Genomic DNA, 20,913 nt, shown 5'->3' with positions numbered 1-20,913 from the left:
GTTTGATCCTGTACCAAAACCCGGCGACCTCCGGCAAGGCAGTCGCGTCTGGGGCCCCTCGGCCGCGTTTGGCCCTACCCGGCCGGGTTTTGCCCTACCCAGCCGCGTTTGGGCCACTCGGTGGCGTTTTGCCCTACCCGGCCGCGTTTGGGCCACTCGGTGGCGTTTTGCTCGACGCGGCCGCGTCAAGGGTGGTCCGCGAATCGACGCAACTCTGCTACGCTCTTACGCTCCAGCATTAATCTTGCTCTCCCTTCTATCCCCCTTCTGCAAGGAAAGAAAATCGTGCGCGTTGTGATCGTCGAGGACGCCGAGGCAGCCGGTCGTCGTGCGGCTGAGGAAATTGCGGACCTGGTCCGTCGCAAGCCCAATGCCGTGTTGGGTTTGGCAACCGGTGGCACGCCCGTGCGGTGCTACCACGAACTGGTGCGAATGCACCGCGAAGAGGGGCTGGATTTCTCGCAAGTTCACACGTTTAATTTGGATGAGTACTTGGGGCTGGCTCCGGACCACCCGCAGAGCTATCGGTACTTCATGCAGTCGCATCTGTTCCAGCACATCAATGTGCCGCAGGAGAACACGCATCTGCCCGACGGTTTGACCAAGGACGTAGACGCCACGTGCCAGCAGTACGAGGAACAGATCCGGTCGGCCGGTGGGATCGATATTCAACTGCTGGGCATTGGCAGCGACGGCCACATCGCCTTCAACGAACCCGGCTCGTCGCTGGCCAGCCGAACGCGTTTAAAATCGCTGACCGCCGAAACCATTCGCGATAACGCGCGGTTCTTCGGCAGCGAAGCCGACGTGCCGCAGTTGGCGATCACGACGGGCGTGGGCACGATTCTGGAATCCCGCGTCTGTTTGATGTTGGCGACCGGCCAGCAGAAAGCGACCGCGGTGCGCGAGGCGATCGAAGGAGCCGTGTCGGCACGAGTGACCGCGTCGGCCCTGCAGCTGCACCCGCAGAGCATCGCCGTGCTGGACGAAGCGGCGGCGGCAGAGCTGGACTTTGCCGATTACTATCGCCGTGCCGAACAGCTGCGCGAATCGCTTCGCGGTGCTTCCTGACGTTTTCTGATGCTTCCTGACGTTTTCTGAAGCTGGCTTGGCCATTGACTTTCGTTCCCGACGCGTTTTTCTCGGCAACCTTTTTCTCTCGGCAACCTTTTCCCCGGTGAATCGATGCGCAAACTCGGTACCCTTCCCGACGAACCGACCGCCCGGCGTTTGGTGGATTACCTGTTGACGCAGCGGATCGACGCCACCACCAACGCCCTGGACGAGCCGGCCGGCGCGTGGGAGTTGTGGGTCCGAGAAGAGGACCAGATGGAGGCGGCCGGGCGGATTCTGGAAGACTTTCGAGCCGCTCCGAACGATCCCCGTTTCGACGCGACGGCCGAGGCGAATCAGATTCGCAAGCAGATCAGCGCAGCGGCCAAGCAGCACGCGCGTCGGCAACGCGGGATGCCCGCCGGGGCGATGCCCGGTGGCGCCGCGGGCATCCAGAACCGTCCCATCCCGGTGACCATGGCCGTGATCGTGATTTCCGTCCTGGCCGGGTTGGTGACCAGCTTCGGCAATCCGCCGATCAACGGCCAGGTCATGGAAACGCCCGACGGCGACATCGTGGTGCCCGATCAATCGTTTGGCCTGCGCCTGTTTCGCGGCATGATGATGGTCGACCCCTTGGCCTATCAATACGGCAACGACGGACAGGGTAATCGCGATCCGCTGGATCGGATCGGTCGGGGTGAAGTCTGGCGTTTGCTGACGCCGGCGTTCCTGCACGGCAGCATCATGCACCTGGCGTTTAACATGTTGATGATGTTCTCGCTGGGCGGTGTGATCGAACGGCTGCACAGCAGCGGGTTTCTGGCGGTTTTGGTGGTGGTAACCGGAGTGGTCGCCACACTGGCCCAGGCGTTCGCGCCGCCGGCCCTGGGCGGAACGCCGTTGCAGTTGGGGGCGTCAGGGGTGATCTTCGGGTTGTTCGGGTACCTGTGGATCCGTCCGATCATGCAGCCCTCCTACCCGGTTCGGATCCCGCAGAGCAGTGTGCTGCTGATTCTGGGTTGGGGTCTATTGTGCATGACTCCCATCATCCCGAACGTAGCCAACGCGGCTCACGTCGGAGGTCTGGTCGCGGGAATCGTGGCCGTTCCCGTTGCGGTCAAGCTGCGCTTCTAACATGTGAATACGATGGGCCATTGGTACACAGGTCCGGCGGGCGTCGCCGCGGTGCTGCGGGTGGCGCTGCCGTTGATGATCAGCACCGGCACGTTCTCGTTGGTCTTGTTCATCGATCGCACGCTGTTGCTGTGGTACGACGGGTCGGCCATGAGCGCATCGATGGCCGCGGGCAACCTGTTCTGGAGCCTGCTGTGTCTGCCGTTCGGCATCGCTTCGATGACCGGCGCCTTTGTGGCTCAGTACGTGGGTACGGGACAGCGTCAGAGGATCGGGCGCTTGCTGTGGCAGGCGGTTTGGTTCACCGCCGGCACGATCCCGTTGTTCGTCCTGTTCGCCATCCTCGCGCCGTGGATGTTTCGCGTCACCGCCCAGCCGGAAAGTTTGATTCCGATGGAATCGCTGTACCTGCGGATCCTATTGGTCGGAGCGGTGGGGTCGGTGCTGGAGACCGCCCTCAGCGGTTTCTTCAGCGGGACCGAGCAGACGCAGACGATCATGTGGTGCAGCATCGCCACGGCCATCCTGAATGTGATCCTGGATGTGGCCCTGGTGTTCGGCATCGGACCCTTTCCGGAAATGGGCATCGTCGGCGCCGGAATCGCCAGCGCGATCAGTTTCTGGTTCAAGGCGTTGCTGTTCGTGCTGCTGATCTGGCAACAGGCCGACGAGTCGGTGTATGGCTTCGTGCGCGGGCGCGTGCTGGACGTGCCGCTGCTGCGCCGTTTGCTGTACTTCGGGCTGCCGGCCGGCCTGCAGTTCGTGGTCGAAGCTGGTGGTTTTACGTTGATCGTCCTGCAGATTGGCTCGCTGGGCGAGTTGCCGCTGCGAGCGACGACGATGGCGATCAATTTTAATATGATCGCCTTCATTCCCCTGGTGGGGCTCTCGGTCGCGGCCTCGGTCCTGGTGGGACGGCATCTGACCGAATCGGGGCCGGAGCTGGCCCAGCGTGTGGTCCGCAGCGCGTTGGTGGTCGCTCTGATCTATTCGGCGGCCTGGGCGGGGCTGTATCTGTTTGCCCCCGACACGTTGTTGTCGCTGTACCGGATGGCCGACCTGGGCGACGACTCGCAGCAATCGCTCCAGCTGGCTCGCGGCCTATTGGGCTTCGTCGCCATGTACGTGTTGTTCGACGCCATCCAGCTGATCCTGGCCGGGGCGCTGCGCGGCGCCGGCGACACCTGGTTCGTGCTGCTCGGGACCACCGTCTGCTCGGCGGCCGCGCTGACCATTGGGCATGTGTTCGAGCCGCCGAGCGAGGCGCTTCGCTGGTGGTGGTGGATGATCACGGCTTGGATCTGGATGTTGGCCGTGGCGATGATGCTGCGTTTTTTGCAGGGCCGCTGGCGAACGATCGACATGATCGATCGCCGCGAAGTTTACATCTGACAGCCGCCGCCGCCGCAGCACCGCGGAGCGCCGCAGTCCTGTGCGGCGGTCGGCAGCGCGGCACCGCTGCGCACGCTGGGCGTCGCCGGCACGCTCAACAACCGTTCCAGGCGATTCCCGCCGCACTCGGGGCACTCGGGCGTTTCCTCGCTGTGGCTGAGCAACACTTCGACACTCTTCTGGCAACTCTGGCAATCGTACTCGTACAGAGGCATGTGCGTTTGGCTCCGGAGAAATTAAATACCGTGAACTTCAAAAATATAACATCCGGAAAGACCGGCGTCCCACGGCTTCATCCTACCCCGAACTGGCCGCCGGGGAAGGACTTCGCCACGATTGCATGACGCGCTTCCAGCCGAAACAATCGGCGGAGATACGGTGTTGTTTCACGCTGCTTTTTTTCAGGAGTATGGATCACGATGCTTGCGACTTCGCTGCGGCGGGATCAAGTCCGCCAGATCGACCAAATCGCCATCGAACAGTACGGCATGTCCGGGCTAGTGCTGATGGAGAACGCCGGACGCGGCGCCGCCGAAGCGATCGCTCCGCTGGTCCGGGGCCGCAATCCGGTGATCCTGGCTGGCCGCGGAAACAACGCCGGCGACGGCTACGTGATCGCGCGTCACCTGCAGCTGCTGGGCTGTGAACCGGCAATCGTCCAGTTGACCGACCCGAGCGGACTGCGCGGCGACGCGGCGGTCAACTGGCGGATCGCCCAAGCGGCCGAGATCCCCACCTGGTCGGTTCAAGAAGAGGGGCTCGAGGAACTGCTCGAGCGCGCTGGCCGCAGCGACGCGATTGTGGACGCGATGGTCGGCACCGGCGCCCACGGAGCGCTTCGCGAGCCGTACAGCCGGGCGGCTGCGGCAGCCAACCGAGCGGCGGCCCTGCGGATTGCGATCGATCTACCCAGCGGGATCGATTGTGATACCGGCACGGCCGCGGGCGAATGTTTTCGCGCCGATCAGACGATGACCTTCGTCGCTCGCAAACGCGGCTTCGAATCACCCGAGTCCAAGCAGTGGACCGGCCACGTCACCGTGATCCCGATCGGAGTGCCCCGCAAACTACTGCGATCGGTCTATCTGCACTAGGCGAGTGGCATAGGCTTCCAGCCTGTGAATGTCTGTCTTCACGGGCTGGAAGCCTATGCGACCGCTGCGCCCTCCGATCGCTAGGCGTTTAGGCCTTCGCGCTGGATGATCACGTCGGCACCGGTCGTCATCCGGCGCAGTTTCCGCGCGGCCGTGTCCTTGCTCATGCTGCCCTTCTTGACGCGATCGAGGATTTTGCGCGTTTTGACAACGCGTTGACGGCGACGACGAAGTTCACGGCGACGTTCGGTTCCGGCCATAGAATAAAATTCCTGAAAACAAAGTGAGGTTCGATGGAAATGAATCGATAGGGAACTGGATCGATAGATCGGGTTTGGCCGACAGCATATCCGATGCCGTCGAAATTTCAAACGGACCCGCGGGCGGGTCGCGTGGTCGGTGTGGGCGGCGCGTCCACGGCACGCGCGACTTCGGCTACGGCTTTTTCTGGACGCCTTTTTTCTTGATCGCCGCGGTCTTCTTTTTCGCCGTCTTCTTGGCGGCTTTCTTTTTGCCCGTCTTCTTCTTCGCGGCTTTTTTCTTGGCAGCCTTCTTCTTGGCGGCCTTCTTCTTTTTCTTTTTCTTTTTCGGCGCCTTCGCAGCCCGTTCGGCCAACAGGTCGAGGGCTTCGTTGAAGGTCAATTCGGTGGGGACCGCCCCCTTGGGCAGCGAGGCGTTGGTCTCGCCGTCGGTGACGTAGGGCCCGTAGCGACCTTCCAGGACGCGCACCTGGTTTTCGTTCACCGGCGAGGGATCGTCGAACACCTTCAGCGGTTCTTTGGGGGCGGCTCGGCCCCGCGTCTTGGGTTGTTTGAGCAGTTCGATGGCTTGATCGCGATTAACGTCCAGGGGGCTCATCCCGGCCGGCAGCGAGCGGGTTTCTTTGCCGCAGCGGATGTAGGGACCATAGCGGCCGTCGTTGGCTTCGATGTCCGCATCCAGTTCGTCGTAACGGCCCAGGTTTCGCGGCAGGGCGAGCAGCTGATGGGCCAGCTCCAGCGTGACGTTCTCCGGCGCGACCATTTTGGGGATCGACTTGTTCTTCTTTTCCTCGTCGTCGTTCTCGCCCAGTTGGACGTAGGGGCCAAAGCGACCCACCTTCATGTAGATCGGCTTGCCGGTTTCCTCGTGCATGCCCAGCGGTTCGTCATCGCGCGACGACGATTCCAGCAGCTCCAGCGCCTTGGCCAGGTTCATTTCGTCCGGGGGCAAGCCATCGGGGATACTGCCGCGACGTTCGCCCTGCTGGAGGAAGGGGCCGAATTTACCGACGCGAACGAAGACCTCCTCGCGGTGTTCGCCGCTGTCGGGCGTGCCGAGCGAGAACATGGCCGTTTCGCGGGGATCGATCTCGTCGATCTTGGCTTCCAGTTTGGGTTTCAGCCCGATGCCGTCCTGTTCGCCGAAATAAAATTGCTGCAGGTACCGCAGTCGCTCCGCTTCTTTGCGGCTGATCGCGTCGAGCAGGTCTTCCATCTGGGCGGTGAACTCGTAATCGACCAGGGCCGAAAAGTGCGTCTCCAGCAAGCGAACCACGCTGAAGGCGGTCCAGCTGGGAACCAGGGCGCCGCCCTTTTTGTAGACGTAGTCGCGAGCCTGGATCGTTTCGATGATCGAGGCGTACGTACTGGGCCGGCCGATGCCCTTCTCTTCCAGGATCCGCGTCAGAGCGGCTTCGCTGTACCGCGCCGGCGGTTTGGTGGTGTGGTCTTTGGGGTTCAGTTGCTGGGCCGTCAGCGATTGGCCCTGTTCGACCGAGGGCAGCAGGGTTTCCTTGTCGGCCAGTTCCGCTTCGGGATCGTCGCTGCCCTCGACGTAGGCTCGCAGAAAGCCTTCGAATTCGATGCTGGTACCGCTGGTCTGAAACGTCGCATCGCCACCCTCGATCACGACCGTGGTGCGGCGCTTACGGGCGTCGGCCATCTGGCAGGCCACCGTGCGTTTCCAGATCAAGTCGTACAGGCGGAACTCGTCTCGATTCAGTTCGCCGCGGAGGGATTCGGGTTTGCGGAACACGGTGCCCGCCGGACGGATCGCCTCGTGAGCCTCCTGGGCGTTTTTGACTTTGCTGGCATAGGTCCGTGTCGAACCGTGCAGGAAGTTCTCGCCGTACTCGCTGCGGACCAGGTCCCGGGCCGCCTTGACCGCCTCGCCCGACAGCGTGGTACTGTCGGTACGCATGTAGGTGATGTAACCGTTTTCGTAAAGTTTCTGGGCCGCCCGCATGGCGTTGCGAGCGGTCAGGCCCAGTTTGCGGTTGGCTTCCTGCTGCAGGGTGCTGGTCGTGAACGGTGCTTTGGGGCGTTCGGTGAAGGGTTTGCTGTCCACTCGGCTGACGGTGAACGTCGCCTCGCGCAGCCGCTCGGCCAGTTGCTCGGCCTGCTGTTGGTTCATCTGCAGCAGGTCCGGATTCTTCAGCCGTCCCGTATCCGGATCGAAGTCCTTGCCGGTGGGGATCTTGCGGCCCTCGACGGCCGTCAGCGTGGCCGGAAAACTCTGCGGCTGGGCCGTTTCGAAGATGCCTTCCAGGTCCCAGTAGGTGGCGGCGTGGAAGGCCATTCGTTCGCGTTCGCGTTCGACGATCAGGCGGACCGCGACGCTCTGGACCCGTCCGGCGGACAGCCCGCGGCCGATCTTGCGCCACAGCAGCTGCGACACGTCGTAGCCGTACAGGCGGTCGAGGATACGGCGGGTTTCCTGGGCGTCGACCAGGCCATCGTCGATCGTGCGCGGCGAAGCCAGGGCCGCCTCGATCGCTTCGCGAGTGATCTCGTGAAAGACCAGTCGATGCACCGGGACCTTGGGTTTGAGCAATTGCTGCAGGTGCCAGCTGATCGCTTCTCCCTCGCGGTCTTCGTCCGTCGCCAGGTACAGCTCGTCGGCGTCCCGGAGGGCGTCTTTGAGTTTCTTGACCTGTTTTTTCTTTTCGTCCGGGACGATGTAAACCGGCTCGAAGCCGTCGTCGACGTTAACCCCCAAGTATGCCCAGTTTTCCGATTTGTACTTCTCGGGCACATCCTTCTTGCCGCCAGGCAGGTCGCGCACGTGCCCAATGCTGGCTTCCACTTGGTAGTTCTTTCCGAGGAACTTGGAGATCGTTCTCGCCTTGGCGGGCGATTCGACAATCACCAACGCTTTACCGGTGGATTTTGCCATGTTCAGACTAGGACCTTCACGTGCGGGCAGAGGGAATCGAGACGGGCGGAAAGGAACGACTTGACCGCAAAAACGCGGCAACTGTACGTTACCCATCGGCCCCTGGCGAGAAAAATCGTCATAAATCCGGGCCGGTTGCGGTACAAGGTGGTAGCGGACAGGGGCAAGACGCGAAACAATCTGGCACCGCGAGGCTATCACCTACTCAGCAAATCGGTTCCTTAGGTTTGGAGCGGTCGAGTCGCTTGTCAAGTGATCGGCGACCGAAATCGTTCCCCGGGCCACCCGATTTCGCTTCCCTTCGATCGATTTGGATAAGGATACGATGTCCACCAGTCCCTTTGAACTGTTTCGCCGAAACCTCAAACCGTTGATGATCGCGTTGACGGTTTTAGCCATGCTGGCATTCGTCGTGCTGCCGGCAGTCGACAGCTGGGTCCGCCAGCGAGGTCCCGGCGGAAGCGACAGTGCGGTGGTGGCCAGTTACCGCGGGGGGAATTTCGAATACGACCGCGTCAATCGCTTCACCCGCAACCACTACGCGACCCTGCAGTTCCTGTCGGAGCTGGCCAAGGAGACGGTCGAGCGAGGCGGAACGTTGAACGTGCCGGGCTTTGCCTACGACGAGCAGCGCGGACAGATCTCGCAGTGGGGCATCAATAGTCAACCTTCGGCCGAAACCTCGGTCTCGGTCCAGCTGTACGCCCAACGAGCCAAGGAGCTGGGCTTTGACCTCGATCACGCGGCCGTCCGGGTCTGGCTGAGCCAGTTCACCGACAACCAACTGTCGGACGACCAAATCCATTTGATCCTGCGCCGCGCCACCGATCGCCAACTCGGCCAGCACGACATGCTCGAACAGCTGCGGATGCACCTGTTGGCCAACGCCGTCCAGCAAACCTCGGTCGCCGGCCTGTTCGCTTCGGGACGCACGACCATCCCGCCCGCCCAACAGTACGCCCTGTACCTGCGTCTGAACCAGCGTGCCGGAGCGGTCGCCTATCCGGTGTTGGTCGATGAGTACCTGGACCAAACCAATCCCGAACCCAGTGAAGCGGAAATTCAAGAGGTCTTCGAGGAAGGCAAAGAGGTCTATCCCGACGATACCTCCGACCGCCCCGGTTTCCGCCGCCGCCCCACGGCCACGTTTGAAGTCGTCTCCGGTAACTTCGACACCTTTATCGAACGCATGGCCGCCGAGGTTTCCGAAGAGGAACTGCGGGCGGAGTACGAGAAACAGGTCGCCGCCGGCGCGTTTGTGATCCCCGCCGAGGAAACGGCCCCGCCCGGGGAAACGCCCGAGAACCAAGCCGACCCCGCCGAACAGACGCCGGCCGAAGACGCTCCCATGCAGGACGCGCCTGCGAACGAACCGGCCACGGAAGAACCGGCCAGCGAAGAGCCGGCCAGCGAAGAGCCGGCCAGCGAAGAGCCGGCTGGTGACAAGCCGATGGAAGAGGAAGCTCCCGCCGCCGAAGAACCCGTCACCGAAGAGCCGGCCAGCGAAGAACCGGCAACTGAAGAGCCGGCTGGTGACGAGCCGATGGAAGAAGAAGCTCCTGCTGCGGAAGAACCCGACACCGAAGAACCGGCCTCGGAAGAACCTGCTAGCGAGGAACCAGCCGCTGACGAGCCCGTCGTGGAAGAGTCGCCCGCCGAGGACGAACCGGCTGGCGAAGAGGGAGAGGACCAGGCCTTGCGGTCGCAACCTCCAGCTGTCCAGCTCGTGGCGATGCGGGCTCAGGACACCTCCGAAGCGGATGCGGATACGCCCGAAGAAGCTCCCGCCAGCGAAGAAACTCCCGCAGCTGAGGAAACTCCCGCTGAGGAAACTCCCGCCGAAGAAACGCCCGCAGCTGAGGAAACTCCCGCTGAGGAAACTCCCGGCGAGGGTGAGCCGGAAGCGGCGGACGAGCCCAATGTGCGGCCCTTCGAAGAGGTGCGTGACCAGATCGCCCGACAGTTGGTGACCCCCGAGGCGTTCACGCAGGTGCGTGAGAATCTCGAGAAGGTCAAAGAGGTCATGCAGGATTACTCGGTCGACTACAACGTCTACCAAGCCGAACTCGAAGACGAAACGGCCGAAGGTCCGCCGCCGGAGCGGCCGGACATCGAAGCTTTGGCCGAGCAGTTGGGGCTGGATTACGAGAAGATCGGGCCTCACGACATCGGGTCGCTGCAGGAAACCGCCGTCGGTCAGTCGATGTCGATGACCGGTCAGTTCCAAGCCGGCGACAGCTTCCCGCAGCTGATGTTCGGCGGCGGCGAAGGTTTGTACTCGCCGGTCGAAACCACCAACTTCCGCAGCAGCCAGAGCTTTGTGTCTTGGAAGACCGAGCAGACGCCCGACAAGGTGCCGATGTTGGTCGAGGTCCGCGACGAGGTGATCAGCGCGATCCGTTACCGCGAAGCTCGTGAGTTGGCTCGGCAAGCCGCCGAAGAGTTGGCTGCCGAAGCCAACGAATCGGACAAGCCCCTGAAGGAGTTGGTTCCCGAGGACCGCAAGGAATTCGTCTACGACGACCTGGGCGAGTTCTCCTGGATGAACTGGCTCGGGCCGGGGCGGATGCCGATGATCTACAACCTGGAACAGCTGAACCGGGTCGGTGACGAGTTCATGCAGCAGGTCTTTACCCAGCCGATCGGTCATTGCGGCGTGGCGCCCAACCAGCCGGGCACGGTGTTGTACGTGGTCAAGACCACCAAGCGAACGCCTTCGCAGGAGGAGTTGCGAAAGCAATTCCTGCAGGCCACCGAACGCGATACCGTCCAGGGCATGATGACCCAGGAGACGATCGAGTTGAGCCAAGCGTACCAGCAGGAGTACCACGACAGCCTGGAGCTGCAGTGGAACAACCAAGAGTAACCCTCGTTCTGTGAGGGGGAACTCCCTTGAGTGCTGCCACGTTTATCAAGACGTTTTTATCTCACCCCGGGCAGGTCGGCGCGATCGTGCCGTCCTCCCGGTACCTGGCCGCCGAAATGGTGCACTGGATCGAGTGGCCCAAGGTGCAGGCGGTAGTGGAATACGGTCCTGGCACCGGAGTCTTTACCCGCTCGATCCTGCACTGCTTGCCGCCCGAGGCAAAATTCTTTGCGATCGAACGCTCGCCGGAGCTGGCCGCCGTGGTCCGCGACTGCTGCCCTCAGGCCAAGGTCTTCGAGGACAGCGTGGAGAACGTCGCCGAGCTGTGTCGGCAGCAGCAGATCGAACAGGTCGACGCGGTCCTCTGCGGGCTGCCCTGGGCTTCGTTTCCAGAACCGCTACAGGACCGCTGCCTTTCGGCCCTGATGGACGTGCTCCGGCCCGGCGGGCAATTCGTCAGTTTTGCTTACTGGCAGGGCATGGCGCTGCCGGCCGCGTGGCGTTTCCGCCGCAAACTGGACGAGTACTTCAGCGACGTGCACCGCAGCGCCACCGTCTGGCGCAATCTGCCGCCAGCGTTCGTCTATCGCTGCCGGCGCTAAACTGGAACGCTCGTAGCCGAACTCGCCGTAGCCGAACTCGTCAGAGTTGCGAGTTTGGCGGAATGATGCGGGTCAGGAGAGCTGAGATTGCAAATTGCAAATTGCAAAATGAACATTTCAAATCTGCTGACTCTAACGGAATCTATGTATGGCGCGGAGCGATAGAATGCAACATTCTCTCCCCTCTCCCCCGCGGCGCCGCGAGCGTCAGCGAGTGAAGCAGTGGTGGGAGAGGGGTCGGGGGTGAGGGGGCGAGCTCGGGTGCAACGGAATGACTGTTTGCGTACGGTTTCTACGCCGCGTCCCGCCACGATACACGCCACTGGCGTTGCTGCTCTGCTGGTCCCCGCTCACCCCCAACCCCTCTCCCCCGAATCCTGACTCGCTTAGGCTCCCCAGGATTCGGGGGAGAGGGGAGAAAACGATTTGGTCCCTACATAGATACCGCCGGAGTCAGCAAATCTCAAATCTCAGATCGAGCACGAGTACGAAGAACTCGCCACTTACAACTAACAACTAACAACTAACAACCAACAACCAACAACCGACAACCGACACCCCCCCTCATGACTTCCACTAACCCTGCTTCCACTCCCTCTTCGGCGCGGGTCCGCGTCTGGGCGGACGTGGGCGGCACGTTTACCGATTGCTTTGTCAGCGACGCCCGCGGACGACGTTCGACCAAGGTGCTCAGCAGTGGCGTGACCAAGGGACAAGTCGCCGAAGGGTTCGCGGTGGACGGCCGCACGGGGTTCATCGACCCGCGACGCCAGAGCGATCCGGAACGGTTCTGGGTGGGCTTTACCCTACGGCTGCTCGGCGATGACGGTACGGTTCACGCCGAGGCCACGGTGAGCGATTTCGATGCCCAGACGGGCCGCTTGGTGCTGGATCGCCGCTTGGACACCCCGCCGCCCGGTTCGCCCTATGAGCTGATTTCGACGTTACACTCCCCTGCCCTGGCCGTCCGCAAGCTGCTGGGCCTTCCGCTGGATCGACCGCTGCCGCCACTGGAGGCTCGGCTGGGAACCACACGCGGCACCAATGCCCTGCTGACCCGTCAGGGCGCGGCCGTCACGCTGCTGACCACTCGCGGCTTCGGCGACCAATTGCTGATCGGCGAGCAGGATCGGCCGGAATTATTTCAGCTGTGCATTCAGAAGCCGCCGCCGCTGACTCGCGACGTATTGGAGATCGATGAACGCCTCGATGCGGAAGGCAACGTGCTGGAAAGAATCGACGAAGCGGCCGCCGCGGCGGTGCTCCAGTCCGCTTACCGGCGCGGCGCTCGTACGCTGGCGATCAGTCTGTTGCACGCCTACAAGAATGACGTCCACGAGGTGGCACTCGAGCGGCTGGCCCGGCAGGTTGGTTTTCGAGATATTTATTTGTCCAGCCGCGTAGCGCCGCTGGTAAAACTGGTGGCTCGCACCGAAACCACCACCCTGGACGCCTACCTCAGCCCGATCCTGCAGCATTATGTGCAGGACGTTTGGCAGCAGCTGGGCGGCCCTGCCACAGCCGAGTTGTCGTGGATGACCAGCGGCGGAGCGCTGGTCGCCAGCGAGCATTTTCGCGGTGCCGACAGCGTCCTGTCCGGACCGGCCGGCGGCGTCGTGGCCCTCCAGTCCCTGGCGCACCAGCACCGCCTACGCGACGGCGTGATCGGGCTGGACATGGGCGGTACCAGTACGGATGTCAGCCTGTACGACGGTCGGCTGCGGCGGCAATTCGAATCGCGCAAAGCCGGCGTACGAATGCTGACGCCGATGATGGCCATCGAAACCGTGGCCGCCGGCGGCGGTTCGATCTGCCGCGCCGAGGGTGGCCGGTTGTTGGTCGGGCCGGACAGCGCCGGCGCGGACCCCGGTCCGGCATGCTACGGCCGCGGCGGACCGTTGACCGTGACGGATCTGAACCTGGTCCTCGGCCGGATCGCTCCCGAACGTTTTCCCTTTCCGCTCGACCGCGACGCGGCCGTTGCCCGCTTGCAGGAAATCGTCGACCGCCTGCCTCGTCCGGAATCCGGATCGGGCCCCCTGCCCGGCGACGGCCCCCAATACCTGTTGCTGGCCGAAGGGTTTTGGAAGATCGCCGTCGGCCACATGGCCGAAGCGGTACGCACCATCACCACGGCCGAAGGCGTCGACGCCCGGCCGTTGACCCTGGTCGGCTTTGGCGGCGCGGCCGGACAACACCTGACGGCCGTCGCCTCGGCGCTGGACATGCAACGCGTATTCGACCACCCCGACGCCAGTTTGCTGAGCGCTCTGGGCATGGGCATGGCCGATCAGGGTGTGTCTCGAGCGGTCGGGGTCTACCAACCGCTCGACGACGTCCGCGAGGAACAGCTGGCCCGCTGGCAAGCCGACCTCCAGCGGCAGACCAGCGAACTGTTGAAACGGGATGCGGCGGACGAGTCCGGCCAGCGGCGGTGGACGGTCGAGATGCGCTACCAGGGCACCGAAGCGTCCCTGGAACTGCCGCTGGAACCACGAACCAGCTTGCCGCAGCGGTTTGCTTCTGAGCATCGCGATCGCTTTGGGTACGAGCGGCCGCAGCATGCGCTGGAATGGGTCAGTCTGCGGCTGGAGCATCGTCTGGTGACGCCCGGACCGCCGGCGGTGTCTGCCGTCGAAACGACTTACCAGCCCGAACCGCAGAGCCACGGCGAGCTGTTCTACGAAGGACGCTGGATTCGCGCGGCGCGACTGGATCGCCAGCGGCTGCGGCCCGGCGCACACATCGCCGGCCCGGCATTGATCGTGTCCGATACCAGCACCCTGGTCGTTCATCCCGGTTGGTCGGCCACCATGCAAGCGGATCACTCGCTGTTGGCCCAGCGTACCGCACCCCAGCCGTCGGACGCGCCGCTGGTGAGCGATGAACAGGGTGCCGCCCCGGAAGTCGATCCGGTGCTGGTTGAAATCGTGGGCCGGCGGCTGCAGGGGATCGCCGAATCGATGGGCGAGGTCCTGCGGCGAACGGCGGAGAGCGTCAATGTCAAGGAACGACGCGATTACAGCTGCGCGGTGTTTCGCGGTGACGGCTCGCTGGTCGCCAACGCCCCTCACGTGCCGGTGCATCTGGGTGCCATGGGCCATACCGTGCGGCATCTGATCGAACGTTACCCGACCATGTATCCGGGCGACTGCTACGTGACCAACGATCCCTTCGCCGGCGGCTCGCACCTGCCCGACGTGACCGTCATCGCGCCGGTTTTCGTCGATCCTCAGGCGACCGCTCCGGCGTTCTTCGTGGGCAGCCGCGCTCACCACGCCGAGATCGGCGGCGTCACACCCGGTTCCATGCCGCCGGCCGCGGGATCGTTGGCCGAAGAAGGCGTGTGGCTGCGCGATGTGGCGCTGATGCGCCGGGGCGTCGACGGCGAAGCGGAACTGCGGCGACGGCTGACCGAGGCCCCGTACCCGACGCGTGCGATCGGCGAAAACCTGGCCGACATCGCGGCCCAGCGCGCCGCCGGACACCGGGGCGCGGGCGATGTCGTCGCGCTGGCCGAAAAACTCGGCGGAGCCGCCGTGCTGGAAGCCTGCATGCAGCAGTTGCAGGAGATCTCTCGCCAGGCCGTCGTCCGCTTTGCCCGATCCCGGTTCCCCGACGCCGGCCGCCTGAACTTTCAGGATCAACTCGATGACGGCACGCCGATCGCGGTCACCATCACGATCCCCCCGCGGCCTGCCGCAGCGACGTCGCAGCAAGCCGGCGACGCCGCCGAGGAAAAAGCGATGACGATCGACTTTACCGGCACGGCCGACGTGCATCCCAACGGTTTCAATGCCACGCCGGGAATCGTCACCGCGGCCGTCCTGTACGTGCTCCGCTGTGCCATCGATCGACCGCTGCCATTGAACGAAGGCTTCATGCAGGCGATCGATCTGGTCCTGCCACCGGGCTTGTTGAACCCGCCGCACGAGGCGGATCCGCGGCGCTGTCCCGCCGTGGTCGCCGGCAATGTGGAAACCAGCCAGCGTGTGGTCGACGTGTTGCTGGGCGCGTTGGAATTGGCTTCGGCCAGCCAGGGGACGATGAACAACGTTTTGATCGGAGACCCGTCCTTCGGCTATTACGAAACCATCTGCGGCGGTTCCGGAGCGACCGGTGAAGGCGCCGGCGCCGACGCCGTCCACACGCACATGACCAATACGCGCATCACCGATCCGGAGGTCTTGGAGAGCCGGTATCCGGTGCGGCTGTGGCGGTTTTCCATTCGCACCGGCAGCGGCGGATCGGGACAGCATCGTGGCGGCGACGGCGTGATTCGCCAGTGGGAGTTCCTGCGGCCGTTGACGCTGTCGTTGTTGACGGGCCGTCGCGGCGAGCACCGCCCGTATGCGCTCTCCGGCGGCGAGAGCGGCGCGAGCGGAGCGAACTGGTTGCACGCTGCCGATGGCCGGCGGCGAGCCCTGTCGGCTTGCTGTACCCTGGACGTCCAACCCGGCGACCAGTTGATCGTCGAAACCCCCGGCGGCGCCGGCTGGGGTAAACCGTAAATCGCCCAGGCGCTATCCCGCGGTTGCCCACCCCCATCAGCCGCCAGGGCGCTAGCCCACGGTTCCATCAGCCGCCAGGGCGCTAGCTCAATGCCACTTCCTTTGTAGCGGAACGGCGCGAGCCGTCCGGTTTTGCGGTGCGAATCTTCACACACCGGGCGGCTTGCGCCGCTCCGCTAACGCTTCAATCGCAAGCGATGGTGAAAGTAGATGGCATTGGGCGCTAGCCCACGGTTCTCGTCGCACGCCAACAACCGGGGCGTTCGCCCAAACGGCTCCTCTGCGCGGACCGGCGTGCTGACCTGCGATACAATCGACATCCGCGAAACCCTCGCCCCTCGCCCCTCGCCACTCATCACTCGCCACTCGCCCCATGTTCGACTCCGAGTTCCTCAAACGCCTGGAATACCTCTCGCTGCTTTCCAAGCGGGTGTTCAACGGACAACTGCTGGCCCAGCGGCGGAGCAAACAGCTGGGCGGGGGCGTGGAGTTCGCCGATCACCGCGACTACCTCCACGGCGACGATCTCCGTTACCTGGACTGGAATGTCTACGCCCGTCATGGGGATCTGCTGCTGAAGCGGTTCCAAGAGGAGCAGGATCTGTACGTGTACTTGCTGTTGGATGTCAGCGAGAGCATGAATACGGGCGAGCCAAATAAATTTCTGTTTGCCCGGCAATTGGCGGCGGCCCTGGCCTACATCGCGCTGGCGGACTTGGACCGCGTCAGTATCGTGGCTTACGCGGACGAGATCGTCGACACGCTGCCGATCATGCGGGGCAAGGACAACGTGCTGGGACTGCTGCGGTTTCTGGAGAATTTGAAAACCAGCGGACGCTCGACCGACTTGGCGGCCGTGGCCAGCCAGTTCGGACGACAGGCTCCGCGGCGCGGCATCGTCCTGATCCTCAGCGACTTGTTCGATCAGGACGGCTTTCGCAGCGGCATCGATCGACTTCGTCACCAGCGTTTCGATCCTTCGGTGCTTCAGGTCCACAGTGCTCAGGAAGCCGACCCGGGACTGCTGGGCGACGTCCAGCTGGAAGACGTGGAAACCGGAGCCCAACGACTGGTCACGATCACCGAAAGCAAACGCGAAGCCTACCGCCGCCGCTTTGCCGCCTTCAACGCCGACGTCCAGCAGTATTGTCGCACCTATGGGCTGAGCCACACGCGAGCCTGTTCCGATGTGCCCTTCGATGCGGTACTGTTGAAGATGATGCAGGCGTCGATCTGAATCAGCCGCCTCCTTCATTTTATTCCTTTTTCGAAATCGCTATGTCCGAACTGGAACACCAGCACCTGGTGCCCTCACGCACTCGTCAGGTGGTTGCCGAGAACTGGCGCCGCGTCCGAGACGAGGTCGCCGGCGCCGCCGTCGCCGCCGGCCGGCAACCCGAACAGGTACGCATCGTCGGCGTCACCAAGTATGTCGATGCGGTCACGGCCGCCGCCCTGGCCTGGGCCGGCTGTACCGATCTGGGCGAGAACCGGCCGCAAAGCCTGTGGGACAAAGCCCAATGGTTCGAACAGCACTGGCCGCCGGCTACGCCCGAGTCGCCAGCGGGGCCCGAGTCGCCAGGGGAACCCGAGTCGCCCATCGAGGCGGTGCGCTGGCACATGATCGGACACCTGCAGCGGAACAAGGCTCGCCGCACCGTGCCGCTGCTCTCGTTGATGCACAGTCTGGACAGTTTGCGACTGGTGGAGACGGTGGGCCAAGAAGCCGCACGAGCCGGGGGCACGTTGGACGTGCTGTTGGAAGTTAACGTGACGGGCGACGAGGAGAAAACGGGGATTCCGCCCGAACAGGCGCCGGCGGTGATCGAAGCGATTCAGGCTCAGGATGCCCTCCGGCTGTGCGGCGTGATGGGCATGGCCGGGCTGGGAACCAGCGGCGACCAGAGCCGTGGTCAATTCGAGAAGATTCGTTCACTGCGTGACACCTGGCAATCACAATACGGTATCCTGTTGCCGGAATTATCGATGGGGATGAGCGGTGATTTTGCGGAGGCGATCGCCGCGGGCGCCACCCTGGTTCGCATCGGTTCGCGTTTGTTTGAAGGCCTGTAGGAAACCGACTATGACGACTCGTATTGCACTATTGGGCGGTTTTCTGGGCGCGGGCAAAACCACGCTGATCGCTCAGGTCGCGCGGCGTTACGCCGCGGCGGGCAAGCGAGTCGGGATCGTGACCAACGACCAGGCGGCCGGATTGGTCGACACCCACCATCTCGAGGACCAAGGTTTCGACGTCGGCGAAGTTTCCGGAGCGTGCTTTTGCTGCAGTTTCGACAATCTGGTCGAAACCGTGGCAAGCTTGGCTGGCGAGAATCCGCCGGATCTGATCCTGGCCGAACCGGTCGGCAGCTGTACCGATCTGGTGGCGACGGTCGTTCTGCCGCTGCAGCAGATGTACGGCGACCGCTTCGAACTGGCTCCCTTCGGTGTCCTGCTCAAACCCAGCCACGGGATGCGCATCCTCCAGCCGCAGTCGGGCCGCAGCGGGTTTTCGGCCGACGCGGAGTACATCTTTCGCAAGCAATTGGACGAAGCCGATTATCTGATGATCGGACGCAGCGACCAGCTGTCGCCGCAGCAGATTGAAACGTTTCGCGAGTTGTTGGCCGAAGCGGCGCCGAACGTGCCCGTGTTGGCGATCAGTCCCAAGACGGGCGAGGGCGTGGACGATGTGATCGGTTATCTGCAATCGCCGCAGACGGCCGGCCGCCGCGTGCTGTCGATCGATTACGAACGTTACGCCGCGGGCGAAGCGGAAATGGGCTGGGTGAATCTGTCCGCCACCGCGGAACCGACCGAGCCGGCCCAGCAGGCTCAGGCCAACCAACAGCACGACCTGGATTATCTGAGTCAATCCTTGGTGGCCAATATCGCCCAGCAGATCGCCTTGGCCGGCGGCGAAATTGCGCATCTAAAAGCGTCCTTGTCCGGCGACGGCTGCACGGCCGTGGCCAACATCGTCAGCACCGATGGCCAGCTGGACATCGGTCTGGCAGCGGGCCGGCCGGTCGCCGCGCCGCTGCAGATCATCGTCAACGCTCGGGTCGCCATGGATCCCGACCAGTTGGAAACAATCTGCACCTCGGCGACCGAGCAATTGCTCGCCTCGACCGGTTTGCAAGCCTCCGGTCTGTCCGCTCATTCGCTGCGCCCCGGCGCCCCCCAGCCCACGCATCGTCTTAATGCCTAAGTGGCATAGGCTTCCCGCCTGTGGATCGTAGTGTGACTCTCCCAGTCATGTTGCCTCCCGGTCTGGGTTGGGACATCCGAGCGACTATTGTGGCACAACGAATGCAGCTTCGGGTCCGACGAGATGCAGTGGGGTGCACTGTGTCGAACACCTTTATTGGACCCAAGGAGTGCACGAGATGACCAAGTATGGTTTCCTAGCAACAATGGCGGCTTTAGTCAGCTTTGCCGGTACTTCGGCGGTGACCGCCCAGCAGCCCGGCTCGCCGACATTGCAGCCACCGGCGGCGAATCAGCAGGACGATCGCCAACCGACGCGAACGCAAAACGATCAGGACCGCCAACGCGGCGACGATCGAAATCAGGCGGACGGCGCCGAGCAACGCCGTCAAGACGAGCAACGCCGTCAAGACGAGCAACGCCGTCAAGACGAGCAACGCGATCAAGCGGATGCATCGGATGAAGCGAACGAGTCCTATGAAGCTCGTCGCGTTTCCAGCGATCGCGCCCAACACGGTGCGTTAACGGTCAAAGAAGCGATCGTTAAAAAGCTGATCAAAAGCAACGAAGCCGAGATCGAGCTGGCGAAGATGGCGATGGACAAGACCGACAACCAGCAACTCAAACAGCTGACGCAGATGATCGTTCGCGATCACCAGCAGTTGAATGAGACGCTGCGTCAGTTTTCCTCGCACGGAGCTAGTGACCGCGACCATTCCCGCACTAGCAGTGCCCAGCCCGGCACGACGACCCAGCCCGGCACGACGACGCGGCCCGGCGTGACGACCCAGCCCGGCGTGACGACGCGGCCCGGTATCGCGGGGCAGCCCGGCGTGCCGACGCAGCCTCGAACCACCACGCCGCCGCTGCGCTCGAGCGAAGATCCTTTGCTTGCTGCGAACGACCGCACGCAAACGCACCAGGCGCAACGTCCGCGTCTGGATGCCTCGTCGGCAACGGTTCCCCAGGAATTGCAGCAGATCGCTTCGCAGGCTTGCGACAACGCGCTGCAGATGACCAAAGAAATGCTCAAAAACTACGACGGCCAGGATTTCGATATGGCCTTCCTCAGCCAGCAAGCGGTCGCTCACACGATGGCCGTTGCGGAACTGCAGGCCATCGAAAGCACGGGCCCCGAAGAGCTGCAGCCGGTGGCTCAGAAAGCTCTAAGTGCTGTCAAAAAGCACCTGGAGCAGACCAAGCAGCTGGCCAAGAAGCTGGAAGATGATCGTCGCAACCGCGATCGCTCCTAGTCCAGCTGGCCGGTTTTGAAGCAATTCGGTGCGTCCCGCCGACCGGCGGGACGCACCTATTTTTTTCCCAAAGCAGCTCGGCTGTCCCAGCCGAAAAGCCCTGAAAAATAGTAGCTCGGCTGTCCCAGCCGAGACGAGGCATAGTAGCTCGGCTGTCCCAGCCGAGACGAGGCATAGTAGCTCGGCTGTCCCAGCCGAGACCACTGGTTTCACAGGCTGGAAGCCTATGCCACTAAGCACGTCGCAACATTTCATTCGGCTTTACCCTCCCGCTGCGCGGGAGGGTGTTGTCGCGGGGTTTCACCGAAAGATTCATGCCGACGTGCCTAGCACGAGAAACATCGGCCCGCACCGCGACGCCTGCGTTCTGCGTACGACAGTCCTACTCTGTGGCACTCTCGTCCGCTTCGGGTTTGCGGCGAACCTCGATGTCGATCTGCTCGTCCACCTTTTCGGCCGCTCCCTTGACGCCTTCGACGGCCCGGTTCGTATCGTCCTGAATCTCCTGAGTGTCCAGCTGGATAGCTGGGTTCCCGTCATTGGTGCTGAACTTCAGCCAGCCCAGCAGCACGAGGACCAATAGAATGACAACAATGATCACAACGGCACGCATGACGGATTCCTTAAACGCGTTGCAGC

The 20,913-nt window shown here is 63.2% G+C and carries 16 protein-coding genes; 11 read left to right on the top strand and 5 right to left on the bottom strand.

Annotated features, from left to right (window positions below):
- The first annotated feature begins 285 nt into the window (after window positions 1-285).
- From nagB to GE027_RS02590, 3 genes are all read left to right on the top strand, one after another.
- Window positions 286-1,071 carry a glucosamine-6-phosphate deaminase gene (nagB, locus tag GE027_RS02600; RefSeq protein ID WP_153555600.1) on the top strand — a complete coding sequence of 262 codons (786 nt, stop codon included), beginning with the start codon at window positions 286-288 and terminating at the stop codon, window positions 1,069-1,071.
- A gap of 114 nt (window positions 1,072-1,185) precedes the next feature.
- Window positions 1,186-2,190: a rhomboid family intramembrane serine protease gene (locus GE027_RS02595; RefSeq protein ID WP_153555599.1), complete on the top strand. Its 1,005-nt coding sequence runs from the start codon at window positions 1,186-1,188 to the stop codon at window positions 2,188-2,190.
- Window positions 2,191-2,202: 12 nt separating this feature from the next.
- A complete protein-coding gene (locus GE027_RS02590; RefSeq protein WP_153555598.1) occupies window positions 2,203-3,582 on the top strand; it encodes an MATE family efflux transporter in 1,380 nt (459 codons plus the stop codon).
- On the opposite strand, the gene GE027_RS02585 is transcribed toward GE027_RS02590, so the two are convergent.
- Complete coding sequence (locus tag GE027_RS02585) at window positions 3,573-3,797, bottom strand: FmdB family zinc ribbon protein (RefSeq protein WP_153555597.1); 225 nt, start codon at window positions 3,795-3,797, stop codon at window positions 3,573-3,575. The genes GE027_RS02590 and GE027_RS02585 overlap by 10 nt on opposite strands.
- A 204-nt stretch (window positions 3,798-4,001) precedes the next feature.
- Here GE027_RS02585 and GE027_RS02580 point away from each other — a divergent pair, with 204 nt between their 5' ends.
- The gene (locus tag GE027_RS02580; RefSeq protein ID WP_153555596.1) at window positions 4,002-4,676 is read left to right on the top strand and encodes an NAD(P)H-hydrate epimerase; all 675 of its coding nucleotides are present in this window, start codon (window positions 4,002-4,004) and stop codon (window positions 4,674-4,676) included.
- An 80-nt stretch (window positions 4,677-4,756) separates the two neighbouring features.
- Here GE027_RS02580 and GE027_RS02575 read toward each other — a convergent pair whose 3' ends face one another.
- Window positions 4,757-4,936 (bottom strand): DUF6800 family protein, encoded by a 180-nt coding sequence (locus tag GE027_RS02575; RefSeq protein ID WP_153555595.1) that lies wholly within the window; start codon window positions 4,934-4,936, stop codon window positions 4,757-4,759.
- 175 nt (window positions 4,937-5,111) lie between these two features.
- Window positions 5,112-7,832, bottom strand: coding sequence for a type I DNA topoisomerase (gene topA / locus GE027_RS02570; protein WP_153555594.1), 2,721 nt, complete (start codon window positions 7,830-7,832; stop codon window positions 5,112-5,114).
- A 325-nt stretch (window positions 7,833-8,157) separates the two neighbouring features.
- Between topA and GE027_RS23545 the strand changes: the two genes are divergently transcribed.
- From GE027_RS23545 to GE027_RS02555, 3 genes are all read left to right on the top strand, one after another.
- Window positions 8,158-10,698 carry a hypothetical protein gene (locus GE027_RS23545; RefSeq protein ID WP_153555593.1) on the top strand — a complete coding sequence of 847 codons (2,541 nt, stop codon included), beginning with the start codon at window positions 8,158-8,160 and terminating at the stop codon, window positions 10,696-10,698.
- Between the two features lie 26 nt (window positions 10,699-10,724).
- Window positions 10,725-11,300, top strand: coding sequence for a class I SAM-dependent methyltransferase (locus GE027_RS02560; protein WP_237607199.1), 576 nt, complete (start codon window positions 10,725-10,727; stop codon window positions 11,298-11,300).
- A 566-nt stretch (window positions 11,301-11,866) separates the two neighbouring features.
- The gene (locus GE027_RS02555; RefSeq protein WP_153555592.1) at window positions 11,867-15,811 is read left to right on the top strand and encodes a hydantoinase B/oxoprolinase family protein; all 3,945 of its coding nucleotides are present in this window, start codon (window positions 11,867-11,869) and stop codon (window positions 15,809-15,811) included.
- A 176-nt stretch (window positions 15,812-15,987) separates the two neighbouring features.
- Here the strand turns inward: GE027_RS02555 and GE027_RS02550 are convergent, their stop codons facing one another.
- Complete coding sequence (locus GE027_RS02550; RefSeq protein ID WP_153555591.1) at window positions 15,988-16,131, bottom strand: hypothetical protein; 144 nt, start codon at window positions 16,129-16,131, stop codon at window positions 15,988-15,990.
- A gap of 53 nt (window positions 16,132-16,184) precedes the next feature.
- Here GE027_RS02550 and GE027_RS02545 point away from each other — a divergent pair, with 53 nt between their 5' ends.
- From GE027_RS02545 to GE027_RS23275, 4 genes are all read left to right on the top strand, one after another.
- Window positions 16,185-17,048, top strand: coding sequence for a DUF58 domain-containing protein (locus GE027_RS02545; protein ID WP_153555590.1), 864 nt, complete (start codon window positions 16,185-16,187; stop codon window positions 17,046-17,048).
- 41 nt (window positions 17,049-17,089) lie between these two features.
- Window positions 17,090-17,884, top strand: coding sequence for a YggS family pyridoxal phosphate-dependent enzyme (locus tag GE027_RS02540; RefSeq protein ID WP_153555589.1), 795 nt, complete (start codon window positions 17,090-17,092; stop codon window positions 17,882-17,884).
- A 10-nt stretch (window positions 17,885-17,894) separates the two neighbouring features.
- Window positions 17,895-19,022 (top strand): GTP-binding protein, encoded by a 1,128-nt coding sequence (locus GE027_RS02535; RefSeq protein WP_153555588.1) that lies wholly within the window; start codon window positions 17,895-17,897, stop codon window positions 19,020-19,022.
- Between the two features lie 178 nt (window positions 19,023-19,200).
- Entirely contained in the window at window positions 19,201-20,274 is a 1,074-nt protein-coding gene (locus GE027_RS23275) for a DUF4142 domain-containing protein (protein ID WP_237607197.1), read from the top strand.
- A gap of 382 nt (window positions 20,275-20,656) precedes the next feature.
- On the opposite strand, the gene GE027_RS02520 is transcribed toward GE027_RS23275, so the two are convergent.
- Window positions 20,657-20,887, bottom strand: a complete 231-nt coding sequence (locus GE027_RS02520) for a hypothetical protein (protein ID WP_153555587.1) — start codon at window positions 20,885-20,887, stop codon at window positions 20,657-20,659.
- Between the last annotated feature and the right edge of the window lie 26 nt (window positions 20,888-20,913).

Source organism: Roseimaritima sediminicola, from assembly GCF_009618275.1.
Classification (GTDB): domain Bacteria; phylum Planctomycetota; class Planctomycetia; order Pirellulales; family Pirellulaceae; genus Roseimaritima; species Roseimaritima sediminicola.
This window is presented reverse-complemented; position numbering and strand designations above follow the sequence as displayed.

Excerpts from the sequence above, each read along its gene's own strand:
- GE027_RS02550 (WP_153555591.1), bottom strand. The coding sequence starts at position 16,131 with ATGTCGATTGTATCGCAGGTCAGCACGCCGGTCCGCGCAGAGGAGCCG.
- GE027_RS02590 (WP_153555598.1), top strand. The coding sequence starts at position 2,203 with ATGGGCCATTGGTACACAGGTCCGGCGGGCGTCGCCGCGGTGCTGCGG.
- GE027_RS02580 (WP_153555596.1), top strand. The coding sequence starts at position 4,002 with ATGCTTGCGACTTCGCTGCGGCGGGATCAAGTCCGCCAGATCGACCAA.
- GE027_RS02545 (WP_153555590.1), top strand. The coding sequence starts at position 16,185 with ATGTTCGACTCCGAGTTCCTCAAACGCCTGGAATACCTCTCGCTGCTT.
- GE027_RS02585 (WP_153555597.1), bottom strand. The coding sequence starts at position 3,797 with ATGCCTCTGTACGAGTACGATTGCCAGAGTTGCCAGAAGAGTGTCGAA.
- GE027_RS23545 (WP_153555593.1), top strand. The coding sequence starts at position 8,158 with ATGTCCACCAGTCCCTTTGAACTGTTTCGCCGAAACCTCAAACCGTTG.
- topA (WP_153555594.1), bottom strand. The coding sequence starts at position 7,832 with ATGGCAAAATCCACCGGTAAAGCGTTGGTGATTGTCGAATCGCCCGCC.
- GE027_RS02520 (WP_153555587.1), bottom strand. The coding sequence starts at position 20,887 with ATGCGTGCCGTTGTGATCATTGTTGTCATTCTATTGGTCCTCGTGCTG.
- GE027_RS02555 (WP_153555592.1), top strand. The coding sequence starts at position 11,867 with ATGACTTCCACTAACCCTGCTTCCACTCCCTCTTCGGCGCGGGTCCGC.
- GE027_RS02540 (WP_153555589.1), top strand. The coding sequence starts at position 17,090 with ATGTCCGAACTGGAACACCAGCACCTGGTGCCCTCACGCACTCGTCAG.
- GE027_RS02595 (WP_153555599.1), top strand. The coding sequence starts at position 1,186 with ATGCGCAAACTCGGTACCCTTCCCGACGAACCGACCGCCCGGCGTTTG.
- GE027_RS02575 (WP_153555595.1), bottom strand. The coding sequence starts at position 4,936 with ATGGCCGGAACCGAACGTCGCCGTGAACTTCGTCGTCGCCGTCAACGC.
- GE027_RS02535 (WP_153555588.1), top strand. The coding sequence starts at position 17,895 with ATGACGACTCGTATTGCACTATTGGGCGGTTTTCTGGGCGCGGGCAAA.
- GE027_RS23275 (WP_237607197.1), top strand. The coding sequence starts at position 19,201 with ATGACCAAGTATGGTTTCCTAGCAACAATGGCGGCTTTAGTCAGCTTT.